Consider the following 15,618-nt stretch of genomic DNA (forward strand, 5'->3'; position numbering starts at 1 on the left):
GAACCAGTGGAGGTTCCCGTTACGACGACAGCGCCGCGATTACTTGTGACCGCCGCCTGAGGACCAGCCCGAGTGACCCGAGGCACTTCCGCCCCAGGTACGATCGCTGCGCTTGGCCGCGGTGGCGACGATCAGGATCACCACGATCGCGTAGAGCACGTATAGCCATTTCCCCACTGCTCACTCCTTCATCAGGTACTGCACGGCGACGGGTGCCCAAAGGAACAACAGACCGATCATGATCGTCATCAGGTCCACATCTTCAGCGAAAGCTACCAGCGCTACGCTCGCTAGCAATGCCAACTCGATTAGGTATTTCTCCTTCTCGGCATTGACGGGAGTAGCTGCAAGCTTCCTCACCAGGTCCGGCCGATTGAACGCCTTGGCGATGGCAGCATCCGGCATCGGAACGCTCATGGACCAGGTCATCTCGTGATCGCTGACCTCGCAAGACAACACCCGCGCGCCATGCGAAAAATCCGTCACAAGAGTGATATCGCCCTTGGCCACTTGCCAGTTGAACGCCCCGCTCACGGCCGTAACCCGCGCGCGATAGCTGTACTGCTGGTGCCACGCCTGCCCCTCCAGACGCGCACTGCCACCAGGCGAATGCAAAGGCCACACATCGCAGACCAGCGTGCGTAGCCACCCCTGCTGCGACTCGATCAACCACAGGTAGCCACGTCCGGCGTTGAACAGCAGGTACTCGGACCAGATGGGCTCGGACGCATCGTCCGGCACATCGAACCGAAGCAAGCCGATGACCGTGTATTCGGCGTCGAAGAACCTTCCCTTGCTTCCCAGGGGAAGCTTTGGCCGCAGCATCTGCTGCCGATGGTGCGCCTGCACCACCACTGCCTGCGTGTCGCTGAAATCGACCTGCGAGGAGCACGCGGCACAGGTGGCCATCGTGGTCAGCCCCGCCACGATGACGATGGGCGCGCCGCAGTTCGGACATTCGACGGGCTTGACCTGCCCTCGGTAGCGCCCTGCCGCCTCGAGGATCTCCGCCTCGCTGCGCAGGCTGCCAGGCTGCAGCACATCCAGGGAAACCGACTTGCCGAGATAGAAGGTCGGGCGCACGCCGTCGGAGTAGTCCAGCGTCAGGAACGCCAGGCCATGGCGATAGTCCGCCACCCGCGCCTGCCAGCCGTCTGCGACAACGAAAGGAAGTTCGCCTTCGCCACCAACGCAGCGGCAGTCGCGGATATCCGCGGCCACGAACGGCGTCTTCTCGAACGTGAACGGCAACCCGGGCCTGAGGTTCTCGAAAAGCGGACGATCCACCGACGGATGCGGATCGTCCACGCGCAAGGTCAGCGCGTACTGCCCCGAGGCGTCGGACAACCAGCCGTCGCGGCCGTCGCCGAACCACACGTACCACTCGTTCCAGTACCCGGCCTCATAGCGCATCTGCAGGCGGCCAACGACCGTGAAGTGTCGGCCTTCGTAGTCACCCACGCTGCCCAGCCGGATGGGCGAACAATCCTCCAGCACCTGCGAGAGCTGCCCGAGCAACCGCACGCTTTCTGCATCCTTGAGCAGGGTGCTGTGGCATGCGTTGCACACCACCATGACCGAGGCGGTGGACTGGAAGACGGCCTGCGCCCCGCACTGGGGACAAAGCACCTGGTGCATGGCGGTCGCTTCAGGAGGTCAGCTTGCGCAGCACGTCGGCCTTGGCTGTTTCGTAATCCTGTTGGGTGATGAGCCCCTGTTCGAGCAGGCCCTTGAGCTGCTGCAGCCTGGCTGCGAAGTCGCCCCCGGGACCGGGTGCGGTCGTGACCGGCGCCTGCCCGCTGCCCAAGGCCTGAGTCATCGCCTGCCCGAGCGCCGCTCCCGCGGCGATCCCCGCCCCGATGCCGGCGATGCCGCCCTCGTTCTGGGCCGCCAGCGGAATGGACGTGGCCGCCTGGTAGCGAGTGAAGCGGTCCATATCGCCTGCCATGCCGACCGCAATGCGGGTATCGAGGGCCTTTTGCAGTTCCTCGGGCAAGGACACGCTTTCCACGGCAAAGCTATCCAGCCGTACCCCGTACCGCGCGAACACTGGCGTGAGCTGCTCCAGCATGCGCTCGGCCAACAATGCCTGGTTGGCCGCCAGGTCAAGGAAAGGAACGCCGGACTTGCCCAGCGCATCGGCCATGCCCGCCACCACCAGGTTGCGCAGTTGGGCCTCCAGATCGTTGACGGTATACACCGCCCGCGTGCCGGCAATTTCCTTGTAGAACTGCTGCACGTCCACCACGTGATAGCTGTAAACACCATGCGCGCGCAGGCGCACCATGCCGAACTCGCTGTCGCGCACGGTCACCGGCTGCGCGGTTCCCCAGCGCCGTCCCAGCTGCAGGCGGGTGGAGAAGAAAATGACATCGGACTTGAACGGCGATTCGAAGCCCTTGTCCCAGTGTTGCAGCGCGGTCAGAAGCGGCAACGTGCGGGTGGACAGCTTGTACATGCCCGGGCCGAAGACATCGGCCACCTTGCCTTCGTTGACGAAGATCGCTGCTTGGGAATCGCGTACGGTCAGGCTTCCGCCGTACTGGATCTCCATATCCTCCATCGGGAAGCGCCAGGCCAGCACGCCGTCGCCTTCTTCGGTCCACTGCAGGATATCGACCAGCTGCTTGCGCAGGAACGAGCCCAGACCCATCGCGAGATTCCTTTTTCGACTGTTTAGGTGAGGCAGGCGGCATTGACGATGCCGACCGCCAGGGAGGTGAAGCCCATCGTGCCGCCCATGGCGGCGTTGCCTTCGTGGATGGCCTTGTTGATGCCGGGCAGTCCCCTTGCCATGACCGCATACGCCATCAGCTGGATCACCATCGCCACCACGGCCCAGACCAGGAACATCAGCCAACCCGCATGCAGGGCGATGCTGGTGGCGAGCGTGCAGCTGAAACCCAAGGTGGCGCCGCCGAGTGACAGGGCAGCGGCCACATTGCCCTCATGGATCAACTGCCACTCATCGAAATGCGTCACCCGCGTGTATACCGCCACGAACCCCCAGAGCAGGACCAGGGCCGAGGCGAGGTAGGCGAGATAAACCACCGCAGGAGACAGGGCCACGTGCTTGAAATCCATTCCGACAGGCGTGAGCGCAGTATACCGAGCGCTTGGGACAAAGACAGGCCGATATACTGGAGCGGCCCAGGTTCCGGGCGCCCTGCTGACTGACGGACAGACGACAGATGCGCGATCGCGCCCTCATCCTTTCGGTGCTGATCGTCGCCTCATGCGGCCTCGGCTACGAGCTGATCACCAGCGCGCTTGCCAGCTACCTGTTGGGCGACTCGATCCTCCAGTTCTCTTCGGTCATCGGCTGCTACCTGTTCGCCATGGGGATTGGCTCCTGGCTTTCGCGTTATGTCGAGGACGAGGACGTCCTGGACCGTTTCATCGATATCGAGATGCTGATCGGACTCGTCGGCGGAGTTTCGGCGGCCGTGCTTTTCCTCGTATTCGCCTGGCTGTCCGCGCCGTTCCGGGCCGCCCTTTACATCACCGTCTTCGTGCTGGGCATGATGGTCGGCATGGAAATCCCGCTGGTGATGCGCATCTTCAACCAGCGCCGCAGCGAGTTCCGCGAACTGGTCAGCCGCGTGCTCACCTTCGATTATCTCGGCGCTCTGGTGGTTTCTCTAGTGTTCCCGATCCTGCTGGCGCCACGCCTGGGCCTGCTGCGCACCGCATTTCTGTTCGGCATCCTCAACACGGGCGTGGCCCTGTGGACCATTTTGGCCTTTCGCGGGGAGATCCGTCGGGCGCGGTATCGCGGCCTCCGCGGCGTGCTGGTGATCGGATTGCTCGCGCTTGGCCTTGGCTACGCCGGCCGCATGACGACCTGGGCCGAGAACGGCATCTATGGCGACCGGGTGATCCACGCCGAGACCACGCCCTTTCAGCGCCTGGTGGTAACCCGCTGGAAGGACGACATGCGCCTGTACATCAACGGCAACCTGCAGTTTTCCACGCGCGACGAGCATCGTTACCACGAAGCGCTGGTGCACCCTGGCCTGCAGGCGTTGCCCGGCGCGCGACGGGTGCTGATCCTCGGGGGCGGCGACGGCCTGGCCGCGCGTGAAGTCCTGAAGTCCGCCACGGTCCAGCAGGTGACGCTGGTGGACCTGGATCCGGCGATGACGCGCCTTTTCTCGACCTCGGCCCCCTTGCGCGCGCTCAACAGGGATGCGCTGCACGACCGGCGGATCACTGTGGTCAATGAGGATGCCGGCCGCTGGCTGGAGGAAAGCCGGGACATGTTCGATTTCATCATCGTGGACTTTCCGGACCCGTCCAATTTCGGACTCGGCCGCCTGTATTCCACGCCGGTGTTCCGCCTGATCGGCCATCACCTCGCCGAGCGCGGCTACCTGGTAGTGCAGTCCACCTCGCCGTATTTCGCCCCACGGTCCTACTGGAGCATCGATGCGACCCTGCGCGAAGCCGGGCTGCATACCTGGCCGTATCACTGCGACGTTCCCTCCTTCGGCGATTGGGGTTTCATCCTGGCCGGCAAGCGCAGCGATTATCAGCCACCGCGCAGGCTAAGCGTTCCCACCCGCTATCTCGACCCCGAAGCCCTGGCGGCGCTGTTCCGCTTTCCTGCCGACATGCCACGCTTGGACATGCCGCCCAATCGCCTCAACGAGCAGTCACTGGTGCGCTACTTCGACGAGGACTGGCGCAGGGTCGTTCGCTGATGCGACGTCGCACGTTTCTGCTTGGCGCGGGGCAGGGTTGTCTCTTGGGCGCTGCGGCCGGTACCGCCTACCATCGGCAGCGTATCGTCGAGCCCACGCCAGTGGTGTCGGTGCCGGGCATGCGCGAAGGCCATCAGTTGCGCGATCTGGTCCGCTTGCCGCCATCGGGCACCCGGGAGCTGGCAGGCATCGTCATCCTCGGGTCCGGCGTGGCGGGTCTGACCTGCGCCTGGAAACTGGCGCAGGCGGGCCGGCACGATTTCATCGTCCTGGCCGGTCCTGAGCCGGACGGCAACGCCGCGGGGGCCGATCTTGCAAGCTCAGGCGCCGCGCACGCCGACGACCTGCGTTGCCCCACCGGTGCCCACTACTTGCCGCTGCCCTCGACCGAGTCGCAGCATGTGCGTGAGCTGCTGGCCGACCTCGAACTCTTGGACGACCCCAACGCCGAACGCCCCGCGTTCGACGAGCGCGCCCTGGGTCACGCGCCACATGAGCGCCTGCTGCGCGAAGGAAAGTGGCTGGACGGCCTGCTCCCCGACATGAGCACCGCCAGCCGGCAATCGACCCAGCAGCAGCGCTTTTTCGCCGTGGTCGAGCGCTTGCGGGAGCAGCGCGGCAGCGACGGTCGCCGGGTGTTCGCCATCCCAGCGCATCTGAGCTCACAGGACCCGCAATGGCGTGCCCTGGACCGGCAAACGTTCGCGCAATGGCTCAAAGCCGAGCGATACGACGCGCCGGCGCTGCGCTGGTACCTGGACTACTGCTGCCGTGACGATTACGGCGCGGGAAGCGAGCAGGTCTCCGCCTGGGCCGGGCTGCATTACTTCGCGGCCCGCAATGGCCATGCCTCAAATGCCCAGGGCGACGCGGTGCTGACCTGGCCCGGCGGCCTGTCCGAGCTGACCAGGCGGATGCGCGAGCGCATCACCGCGCGGCTAGGCCACGCACGTTGGTTGAGGCCGGGCTTTGCCGTTCGCATTGCCGACACCGCCACGCATGTCGACGTGCTCTGCGCCGAAGGCGGGGCTGCTGGGTTCCCATCGCAGATCACCTCGATTCGCGCCGAGCGCGTGGTGAGCGCGGTGCCACTGCACGTCCTGCGACATCTCTGGCCTGGACTGCAGTCCAGCGGCTATCGACATGACCAGCACGGCAGCCCGCACGCGGCCTGGCTGGTATCCAACTTCCTGATGGAAGGCCTGCCGACGGAGGCGCCGGGGCAGCCGCTGGCCTGGGACAACGTCGTGGAATACGGCCAGGGGCTCGGATACGTCGTCTCGACCCATCAGCTCCTGCGCGTGGCGCCGCCGCGTCATACCGTGCTCACCGCTTACCGTGCTTTGGATCAACAGTCGCCGCAAGCCGCACGTCATTGGCTGCTGCAGGCCGGGCCGGACCAGCTCCGCGCGCATGCGGCCAGCGACCTGCTTGCTGCCTACGGCCAGTCACTCTGGCGCCACGTCCGCCGGCTGGAGATCACGGTGCGCGGGCACGCCATGGCCGTCCCGACGCCGGGCTTCCTCGACAATCCCGGACTGGCCGCCCTGCGCGAACTGGAAGGGCGCGTCTTGGTCGCCCACTCGGACCTGTCCGGCTATTCCATCTTCGAGGAAGCCGCCTGGTGGGGCGTGCACGCGGCGACGTCGCTGCTGTGAGGCAATGTCCTTGGCGGTCCTCCATGGGCCTGCACCCCTGCACGCCCACGCCTTCCATGCCGGCCGCTGCCTGCCGGAGTGCCTCGAGGACCTGCACGGACATCAGCGACGGCCGCCCCAACAACATCGGCAACCGATTGCGCGTCCTCCAAGGCATGCCGTGAAGCCAAAAGAAAACGCCGGATCTTTCGACCCGGCGTTCTCTTTACATTAGCCAGCGCAGGACGCGCCGGTGCGTGGCTTCAGCCCAGCAGGTGGGCAACGCCGCCGCGCTCTTCTTCCAGCTCGGCCAGGGTCTTGTCGATGGCCTTCTGGCTGAACTCGTCGATCGGCAGGTCCTTGATGATGGTGTACTTGCCGTTCTCGGTGGTGACCGGGAAGCCGAAGATCACGCCTTCCGGAATGCCGTAGGAACCGTCGGACGGAATGCCCATCGTGGTCCACTTGCCGTTGGTGCCCAGCACCCAGTCGTGGATGTGGTCGATGGCGGCATTGGCGGCCGAAGCGGCCGAGGACAGGCCACGGGCCTCGATGATCGCCGCGCCGCGCTTGCCGACCTTGGGGATGAAGTCGTTGGCGTTCCAGTCGGCGTCGTTGATCTTGTCCTTCAGCGAGGCGCCGCCCACGGTGGCGAAGCGGTAGTCCGGGTACATGGTCGGGCTGTGGTTGCCCCACACCACGAACTTCTCGATCTCGCCCACGGCCACGCCGGCCTTGGTCGACAGCTGGCTGAGCGCGCGGTTGTGGTCCAGGCGCAGCATGGCGGTGAAGTTCTTCGGGTCCAGGTCAGGTGCGGACTTCATGGCGATGTAGGCGTTGGTATTGGCCGGGTTGCCGACCACCAGCACCTTCACATCGCGCGAGGCGACCTTGTTCAGGGCCTTGCCCTGCACGGTGAAGATCTCGGCGTTCTTCAGCAGCAGGTCCTTGCGCTCCATGCCCGGGCCGCGCGGCATGGCGCCGACCAGCAGGGCGATATCGGCGTCCTTGAAGGCCACTTCCGGATCGTCGGTGGCCACGGTGCCGGCCAGCAGCGGGAAGGCGCAATCTTCCAGCTCCATGATCACGCCCTTCAGCGCGGCCTGGGCCTTCTCGATCGGCAGCTCCAGCAGCTGCAGGATGACCGGCTGGTCCTTGCCCAGCATTTCGCCGGAGGCGATGCGGAACAGCAGGGCATAGCCGATCTGGCCGGCAGCACCGGTGACGGCAACACGGACGGGTTGTTTCATGGTGTGGATTCCTCGTGCATCGGGCGGCGGGCCTGATGCCCGCCTCAAGGGAAAGGCGCTAGGCGCGCCAGGCGGATGGAGGGCTCACGGGGCACGCTGTCGCCACCTCGCACGCCTGCAGCGGATGAACCGGCGCGCTGGACATGGACAACGGACTCCTGAAGGCGCCGCCGTGATTGTGCGGCGCGGAATTTTAGCATGCGGGCCGTTTTCGACGGCTTTCGACCAAATGCCTACAGACGGCCCGGCAGGCATCGGCGCAGGCCGCTGGCAGTGCCTGATGCCGCGCCGGCCCGCAACACCCGCGACAGTCCGCCGCGGGTGCCGCGCAGCTGCGCCCGGCAAGGCGCAGAGCATCGCTGACGGGTGCGTCAGGCGGCCAGGTGCTTGTTCCACTCGGCCACGCGCTCGGCCTGGGCCGACAGCACGGCCTCGGCGTCGCCGTCGATCTTGACCGAATCGATGGTGTCGCCCTGCTTGACCGCATCGACCACGTCCAGGCCCGAGATCACCTTGCCGAACACGGTGTGCTTGCCGTCCAGCCACGGGGTGGCCACGTGGGTGATGAAGAACTGGCTGCCGTTGGTGTTCGGGCCGGCGTTGGCCATGGAAAGCACACCGCGGTCATGGGCCAGGCCATTGCGGGTCTCGTCCTCGAAGCGGTAACCCGGGCCACCGGTGCCGGTGCCGTTCGGGCAACCGCCCTGGATCATGAAATCCGGGATCACGCGGTGGAAGTTCAGGCCGTCATAGAAGCCGTGCTTGGCCAGGTTGACGAAATTGGCCACGGTCAGCGGGGCCTTTTCCGGGGCCAGCTCGATGACGATGGTGCCGCGGGAGGTGTTGAAGGTCGCGGTGAGGGACATATGCACTCCACTTTGTGAAAATAGCGTTCAGGAACCACCCGTTGGGCGGGCGCAGCCGGCTATAATAGCGCCCTTCCCTCCCTAGCCCTGCGCGCATTCGGCGCGCCCGCCGCCGCATGTCTATCGAAAATCTCCGCAATATCGCCATCGTCGCCCACGTCGACCACGGCAAGACCACCCTGGTCGACTGCCTGCTGAAGCAGTCCGGCACCCTTTCCGAGCGCACCGTGCTGGCCGAGCGCGTGATGGACAGCAACGACCAGGAAAAGGAACGTGGCATCACGATCCTGGCCAAGAACACGGCCATCACCTGGCAGGGCAACCGCATCAATATCGTCGACACCCCGGGCCACGCCGACTTCGGCGGCGAGGTCGAGCGCGTGCTGTCGATGGTGGACACCGTGCTGATCCTGGTCGATGCGATGGACGGCCCGATGCCGCAGACCCGCTTCGTGACCCAGAAGGCCTTCGCGATGGGCTTCAAGCCGATCGTGGTGGTCAACAAGATCGATCGCCCCGGCGCGCGTCCGGACTGGGTGATCGACCAGGTGTTCGACCTGTTCGACAAGCTCGGTGCGACCAACGAGCAGCTGGATTTCCCGATCGTCTACACCTCGGCGCTGAATGGCTACGCCTCGCTGGACGACAGCGTGCGTGAGGGCGACATGACCCCGCTGTACGAAGCGATCATGCAGCACGCGCCCAAGCCCGACGTGGATCCGGAAGGCGCCTTCCAGATGCGCATCAGCCAGCTGGACTACAACAACTTCGTCGGCGTGATCGGCATCGGCCGCATCCAGCGCGGCACGCTGAAGAAGAACATGCCGGTGGCGGTGATCGACCGCGAAGGCAAGAAGCGCCAGGGCAAGGTGATGCAGGTCCTGGGCTTCCTGGGTCTTGAGCGCATCGAGCAGGAAAGCGCCGAGGCCGGCGACATCGTCGCCATCTCGGGCATCCAGGAGCTGACCATCTCCGACACCGTGTGCGCCCTGGACACCCCCGAAGCACTGCCGGCCCTGACCGTGGACGAGCCGACCATCTCGATGACATTCCAGGTCAACAACTCGCCCTTCGCGGGCAACAAGGACCTGTCCGGCGGCAAGTTCCTGACCAGCCGCCAGCTCAAGGACCGCCTGGAGCGCGAGACCGTGCACAACGTGGCGCTGAAGGTGGAGCAGCTGGAAGATGCGGACAAGTTCCTGGTCTCCGGCCGCGGCGAGCTGCACCTGTCGGTGCTGATCGAGAACATGCGTCGCGAAGGCTACGAGCTGGCCGTGTCGCGTCCGGAAGTGATCATCAAGGAGATCGACGGCAAGCTCATGGAGCCGATCGAGCAGCTGGTGGTGGACGTGGAAGAACAGCACCAGGGTGGCGTGATGGAGAAGCTGGGCACCCGCAAGGGCCAGCTGAAGAACATGGAGCCCGACGGCAAGGGCCGCGTGCGCCTGGACTATGAAATCCCGGCGCGCGGCCTGATCGGCTTCCAGAACGAGTTCAAGACCCTGACCCAGGGCAGCGGCCTGCTGTTCCACGTGTTCGACCACTACGGTCCGAAGGAACAGGGCGCCATCGCCAAGCGCCTGAACGGCGTGATGATCGCCAATGCGCCGGGCGTGACGCCGGCGTACTCGCTGGGCCCGCTGCAGGAGCGCGGCAAGCTGTTCGCCGCAGAAGGCGACAACGTCTACGAAGGCCAGCTGATCGGCATCCACTCCAAGGACAACGACCTGACCGTCAACGCGATCAAGACCAAGCCGCTGACCAACATGCGCGCTTCGGGCAAGGACGATGCGATCCAGCTGACGCCGGCGATCAAGTTCTCCCTGGAGCAGGCCCTGGACTTCATCGACGACGACGAGCTGGTCGAGATCACGCCGAAGGAAATCCGCCTGCGCAAGAAGTTCCTGACCGAGAGCGACCGCAAGAAGGCCTCGCGCGCCGCCTAAGGCGCCCGGGCCGCAAAAGCGCGCCGCGCCTGCCTGCTGGCAGGCGCGGCGTTCGTTTGAGCTGCCATCATCCGGCAGGCGTATCCTTCCGACCCCATGCACGACACCCAGCGCCCCTACGACCCGGATCCCCGCACGCATCCGGGCCTGCATGCGCTGGCCGTGTTTGAACTGGTCAAGGGCGTCCTGGCCCTGCTGGCCGCGGCCAGCCTGGAAGTGATGGGCCCCAACCCCATCCGCCGCTTCATCGACGATCTCATCGTCCGCTTCAATCTGGATCCGGACCGCGGCGCCCTGCCCTCGCTGCTCAAGCTGATCAATCCGCAGGCGGTCCACCTGGCCGTGGCCATCGTCGGCTTCTATGCCGTCTGGCGCCTGGTCGAAGCCTGGGGACTGTGGCGGGCCAAGGCCTGGGCGTCCTGGCTGGGCTGTGTCGGCACCGCAGCGTATCTGCCGCTGGACCTCTACGCCCTGTACCAGCATCACGGCTGGCATACCTGGGCGGTGCTGCTGATCAACCTGCTGGTGGTTTGGGTGCTGGCGCGCGACCTGCTGCGGCGCCGACGCGGCTGAGCCGCCTGGCGCGACTTGCACCTGTCACCGGGCCTGCGTAGCCTCGCCCGTGGGGACCTGATAGGGATGAACATGATGCTTCGCCCGCTGCTGCTGACCGTGGCGCTGGCCGGCTGCCAGAGCAACGCGCCGTCGGACCAGCCACCGGCGGCGACCGATTTCCGCTACGCCGAACAGGACATCGCCAGCCTGCAGCAGCGCATGCAGGCCGGGGAGCTGGACAGCCGCACGCTCACCCAGGCCTATCTCGAGCGCATCGCCCAGGTCGACCAGGCCGGGCCGATGCTGCGCGCGGTGATCGAGGTCAATCCCGATGCCATCAAGGAAGCCAGCCTGCGCGACAGCGAGCGCAAGAACGGCCTGCCGCGCGGCCCGCTGCATGGCATCCCGATCCTGCTGAAGGACAACATCGACGCGGTGCCCATGGTCAACTCGGCCGGCTCGCTGGCGCTGAAGGATTTCCGCCCGGCGCAGGACGCCTTCCTGGTCAAGCGCCTGCGGCAGGCCGGCGCGGTGATCCTGGGCAAGACCAATCTGTCCGAGTGGGCCAACTTCCGTTCCACCCACTCCAGCTCCGGCTGGAGCGCGCGCGGTGGGCAGACGCGCAACCCCTACGTGCTGGACCGCAACCCCTGCGGCTCCAGCTCGGGCAGCGCGGTGGCGACCTCGGCCAACCTGGCGGCCGCTTCGATCGGCACCGAGACCGATGGCAGCATTGTCTGCCCGGCCGCGGTCAACGGCGTGGTCGGGCTCAAGCCCACGGTCGGCCTGGTCAGCCGCGACGGCATCATCCCCATTTCCCACAGCCAGGACACTGCCGGGCCGATCACGCGCAGCGTGGCCGATGCGGCCGCGCTGCTGCAGGTGATCGCCGGCCGCGACAGTGCCGACCCGGCCACCGGCCTGGCCACCTGGAACGCGCCGCTGGACTACACCGCCCACCTGCGCGCCGACGGTTTGAAGGGCGCGCGCATCGGTCTGCTGCGCAAGCACCTGGACATGCATCCGGACGTGGCCACCGCCATGGAGCGCGCCGCCGCCCAGCTGCGCGAGGCCGGCGCGGTGGTGGTCGATGCGCAGATCCCCACCGATGGTCAGTGGGACGAGGACGAGAACCTGCTGCTGAAGTACGAGTTCAAGGCCGATCTGGAGCGCTATCTGGCCGAACACGACGCGCCGCTGACCACGCTTGCGCAGCTGATCGGCTTCAACCAGCAGTTCCGCGACCGTGAGATGCCGTTCTTCGGCCAGGAGCTGTTCGAGCAATCGGCGGCCCTGGGCGGCCTCAACACGCCCGAATACATCAGCGCACGCACCCGCGCGCGACGCCTGGCCGGCCCGGAAGGCATCGACGCCGCGCTGAAGGCGCAGCGCCTGGATGCGCTGATCGCCCCCACTACCGGACCGGCATGGAAGACCGACCACGTCCATGGCGATGACTTCCCGGGCGCAGGCTATGGCGTGGCCGCCGTTGCCGGCTACCCCAGCCTGAGCGTGCCGATCGGCGCCAGCGACGGATTGCCCCTGGGCATGGTCTTCATCGGCAAGGCCTGGAGCGAGTCGCGCCTGATCGAGCTGGCCTACGCCTACGAACAGCGCACCCGCGCCCGGCGCCCGCCGCAGTACCTGCCTGGCGCGCCGACAGCCGCGCCGAAGGGCGAGCGCAAGCGCTGAGCGTCCCTAGCAGCGGCGGCCGCCCTGATACGTGCCTGCCTTGAGAGAACAGAGCAAGGCCGACATCAGCTGGAAACCGGAAAGAGGAACATTGTCCAGAAAAGCGTGGTGGCAACGCTCGTTGAAATCCCCGTGGGAGCGGCTCTAGGTGGCCGTGGGCCATCAGCCACGAAGGGGCCTTCCCGGCGAAGCTGCTCACACAGCGCACTCCTCGTGTGCTTGCGAGCACTCAGCGCTCAGCCAAGATGAGGTTTGTAGATGGCGCCTACCGCGCTGCGTCGTCCGGCACCACCGGCGGTGGCCCATCCTCGGCGCCGGGCGACTGGGTATCGGCCATGCTCGGCAGGATCCGCGGACCGCGCGGCGTGTCGGCCGGGTCGGAAGACAGCTCGGCGCGCGTGCGCGGCAGCGCGTGCGGGTACTTGCGCGCCAGGAAATCGATCATGCGCTCGCGCACCACGCAGCGTAGGTCGAAAGCATCGCCGGAGTTGCGCGCACTGACCAGCAGGCGCACCTGCATCGTGGTCTGGTCGGTCTCGGTGACCTGCGCGATGCACACCCGCCCATCCCAGCGCGGATCGCTCTTGCAGATGCTTTCCAGCTCGCTGCGCACCGCCGCCATCGGCGTGGTGTAGTCCAGCCACAGGAACGCAGTGCCCAGCATGTCGGCACTGCGCCGGGTCCAGTTCTGGAACGGATTCTCGATGAACCAGGTCAAGGGCACCACCATGCGCCGTTCGTCCCAGATGTGTACGACCACGAAGGAACTGGTGATCTCTTCCACCCGCCCCCACTCGCCCTCGACGATCACCACATCATCCAGCCGGATCGGCTGCGACAGCGCAATCTGCAGGCCCGCGATGAGATTGCCGAACACCGGCTTGGCGGCAATGCCGGCGACCAATCCCAGGATGCCCGCCGAGGCCAGCAGCGTCTTGCCGAGCTGACGCACCTCGTCGAACTGCAGCAGCACCACCGAGGCGCCCAGCAGGATCACCAGCCCCGAGGCGACGCGCCCCAGGACCCGCGCCTGGGTATGGATCTGGCGTGCAGCCAGGTTGTCGGCCACATCGATGCGGTGATCGCGCAGGATCGCCGCGACGATGCCGCTGACCACGCGCACGCCCAGCCAGGTTACGCAGCCGACGATGCCCACATGCAGGGCCAGCTTCACCAGCGCCAACTGCGTGTCCTTCAGCGGCGTGGCTTCCAGGCCGGCCCGCAGGAACACCAGCGGCAGCAGGAAGGCCAGCGGCAGGCTGAGAATGCGGGTGATGCGCGCGCGTCGGTAATCCTTGCCGCGCGAGCGATGTGCCAGCCAGGCGAACAGGGCCCAGGCCAGCAGGCCGGTCAAAGCCGAAATGCCCAGCGGAACCGCGTAGGGGCTGATCTCGTTCCAGTGCAGGTCGTTCATCGACGTCCGAAACTGCCAAACCCCGTGTTCAGATCATGTCGGCAGGCGCCCGGGCCGGCCAGCCGGCGCGGCTGTGACCGAAGCAATCAGAGCGGGAGCGAAAACCGACACCTCAGCCCTTCCTCACTCCTCACTCCTCCCCACCCACTCCTGGCCTCAAGCCCCCAGACTGCCGCTGCTTACGCACGATCAGCATCGCGATCTCCAGCGACTGCTCGTAGTTCAGGCGCGGGTCGACGCTGGAACGATAGGCGCGCTCCAGATCGACATCGGTCAACTCGCGGGCGCCACCGGTGCACTCGGTGACATCCTCGCCGGTCAGCTCCAGGTGCACCCCGCCCAACCGGGTGCCGGCCGCTGCATGCAGGTCGAAGGACTGCTCCACCTCGCTGCGGATGTTGTCGAAGCGACGTGTCTTGAAGCCGTTGGAGGTGCTCTCGGTATTGCCGTGCATCGCATCGCAGACCCACAGCACGCGCCGGCCGTCGCGCTTGACCGCCTCCAGCAGCGGCGGCAGCTTCTCGGCGATCTGCGCCGCGCCCATGCGATGGATGAAGCTCAGGCGGCCGGGCTCGTCGTCCGGGTTCAGCACATCGATCAGGCGCAGCAGCTGGTCCGGCTGCACCGAGGGCCCGACCTTGATCGCGATCGGGTTGCGCACGCCACGCAGGTACTCCACGTGGGCGCCATCGAGCGCCGCGGTGCGCATGCCGATCCAAGGGTAATGCGTGCTCAGGTTGAACCAGCCGGACTGGCGCGGCACCTCGCGCGTCAGCGCCTCCTCGTACGGAAGCAGCAGCGCCTCGTGCGAGGTGTAGAAATCGATCCGGTTGAGGTTGTGCACCTCCACGCCGGCCAGGGTCTCCATGAACCTGACCGCGCTGCCGATATCGGCCACCATCCGCTGGTACTCGCTGGCCAGCGGCGAGTAATCGACCCAGTTGAGGTTCCAGTACTCGGGGTGATGCAGGTCGGCGAAGCCGCCATCGATCAGCGCCCGCACGAAGTTCATCGTCATCGCCGAGCGCGAATGCGCGCGGATCATGCGCTGCGGATCGGGGACCCGCGCCTGTGGGGTGAATGCCGGGCCATTGACCAGGTCCCCGCGATAGCTGGGCAGGGTGATGTCGCCACGGGTCTCGGTGTCGGCCGAACGCGGCTTGGCGTACTGACCGGCAAATCGCCCCACACGGACCACCGGCAAGCGCAGGCCATGCACCAGCACCAGGCTCATCTGCAGCAGCACCTTGAGCCGGTTGGAGATCAGGCCGGACTCGCAGTCGTCGAAATTCTCCGCGCAGTCACCGCCCTGCAACAGGAAGCGCTTGCCTTCCTGCGCTTCGGCCAGCTGCTTCTTCAGCGCGAAGATCTCCCACGAAGTCACCAGCGGCGGCAGCTTGCGCAGCTCGCCCAGCGCGGACTCAAGCGCGCCTGCGTCGGGATAGGTCGGCATCTGGATCGCCGGTCGCGCGCGCCAGCTGTCAGGCCTCCACGAGGTGTCGGAAGATGCGGAAACAGCGGCGGGGACGTTGGGGGAATTCATGCGGTGGTCTCA

At 66.3% G+C, this 15,618-nt stretch carries 13 protein-coding genes; 5 read left to right on the plus strand and 8 right to left on the minus strand.

Features of this window, described 5'->3' with window-relative positions; translation table 11 throughout:
* Positions 1–39: 39 nt before the first annotated feature.
* Genes EPA99_RS18720 through EPA99_RS11825 form a run of 4 tightly spaced genes read right to left on the minus strand, consistent with a single transcriptional unit; the run spans position 40 to position 3,084 of the window.
* Positions 40–177, minus strand: coding sequence for a hypothetical protein (locus EPA99_RS18720; RefSeq protein WP_164978644.1), 138 nt, complete (start codon positions 175–177; stop codon positions 40–42).
* Between the two features lie 3 nt (positions 178–180).
* Complete coding sequence (locus tag EPA99_RS11815; RefSeq protein ID WP_129471421.1) at positions 181–1,638, minus strand: DUF4178 domain-containing protein; 1,458 nt, start codon at positions 1,636–1,638, stop codon at positions 181–183.
* A gap of 10 nt (positions 1,639–1,648) precedes the next feature.
* Entirely contained in the window at positions 1,649–2,653 is a 1,005-nt protein-coding gene (locus EPA99_RS11820; protein ID WP_129471422.1) for an SPFH domain-containing protein, read from the minus strand.
* 23 nt (positions 2,654–2,676) lie between these two features.
* Entirely contained in the window at positions 2,677–3,084 is a 408-nt protein-coding gene (locus tag EPA99_RS11825) for a DUF350 domain-containing protein (RefSeq protein WP_206733751.1), read from the minus strand.
* A 107-nt stretch (positions 3,085–3,191) separates the two neighbouring features.
* Between EPA99_RS11825 and EPA99_RS11830 the strand changes: the two genes are divergently transcribed.
* Positions 3,192–4,703, plus strand: a complete 1,512-nt coding sequence (locus EPA99_RS11830; protein WP_129471423.1) for a polyamine aminopropyltransferase — start codon at positions 3,192–3,194, stop codon at positions 4,701–4,703.
* Positions 4,703–6,361, plus strand: coding sequence for an FAD-dependent oxidoreductase (locus EPA99_RS11835; protein ID WP_129471424.1), 1,659 nt, complete (start codon positions 4,703–4,705; stop codon positions 6,359–6,361). The genes EPA99_RS11830 and EPA99_RS11835 overlap by 1 nt, the downstream gene beginning before the upstream one ends.
* 242 nt (positions 6,362–6,603) lie before the next feature.
* Here EPA99_RS11835 and EPA99_RS11840 read toward each other — a convergent pair whose 3' ends face one another.
* Positions 6,604–7,590, minus strand: coding sequence for a malate dehydrogenase (locus EPA99_RS11840; RefSeq protein WP_129471425.1), 987 nt, complete (start codon positions 7,588–7,590; stop codon positions 6,604–6,606).
* Between the two features lie 371 nt (positions 7,591–7,961).
* Entirely contained in the window at positions 7,962–8,456 is a 495-nt protein-coding gene (locus EPA99_RS11845; protein ID WP_129471426.1) for a peptidylprolyl isomerase, read from the minus strand.
* Between the two features lie 116 nt (positions 8,457–8,572).
* On the opposite strand from EPA99_RS11845, the gene typA reads away from it, so the two are divergent.
* The 3 genes from typA to EPA99_RS11860 all read left to right on the plus strand — a co-directional run bounded on the left by typA (position 8,573) and on the right by EPA99_RS11860 (position 12,649).
* Entirely contained in the window at positions 8,573–10,402 is a 1,830-nt protein-coding gene (gene typA / locus EPA99_RS11850) for a translational GTPase TypA (protein ID WP_129471427.1), read from the plus strand.
* Between the two features lie 96 nt (positions 10,403–10,498).
* Positions 10,499–10,975, plus strand: coding sequence for a DUF2127 domain-containing protein (locus EPA99_RS11855; RefSeq protein ID WP_129471428.1), 477 nt, complete (start codon positions 10,499–10,501; stop codon positions 10,973–10,975).
* A gap of 66 nt (positions 10,976–11,041) precedes the next feature.
* Positions 11,042–12,649: an amidase gene (locus tag EPA99_RS11860; protein ID WP_129471429.1), complete on the plus strand. Its 1,608-nt coding sequence runs from the start codon at positions 11,042–11,044 to the stop codon at positions 12,647–12,649.
* 265 nt (positions 12,650–12,914) lie between these two features.
* Here the strand turns inward: EPA99_RS11860 and EPA99_RS11865 are convergent, their stop codons facing one another.
* Both EPA99_RS11865 and EPA99_RS11870 read right to left on the minus strand, forming a co-directional pair.
* Positions 12,915–14,063, minus strand: a complete 1,149-nt coding sequence (locus tag EPA99_RS11865) for a mechanosensitive ion channel family protein (RefSeq protein WP_129471430.1) — start codon at positions 14,061–14,063, stop codon at positions 12,915–12,917.
* Between the two features lie 130 nt (positions 14,064–14,193).
* Entirely contained in the window at positions 14,194–15,606 is a 1,413-nt protein-coding gene (locus EPA99_RS11870; protein WP_129471431.1) for a class II 3-deoxy-7-phosphoheptulonate synthase, read from the minus strand.
* Positions 15,607–15,618: the final 12 nt, after the last annotated feature.

The organism is Pseudoxanthomonas composti, assembly GCF_004122095.1.
GTDB classification, from domain to species: Bacteria; Pseudomonadota; Gammaproteobacteria; order Xanthomonadales; family Xanthomonadaceae; genus Pseudoxanthomonas_A; species Pseudoxanthomonas_A composti.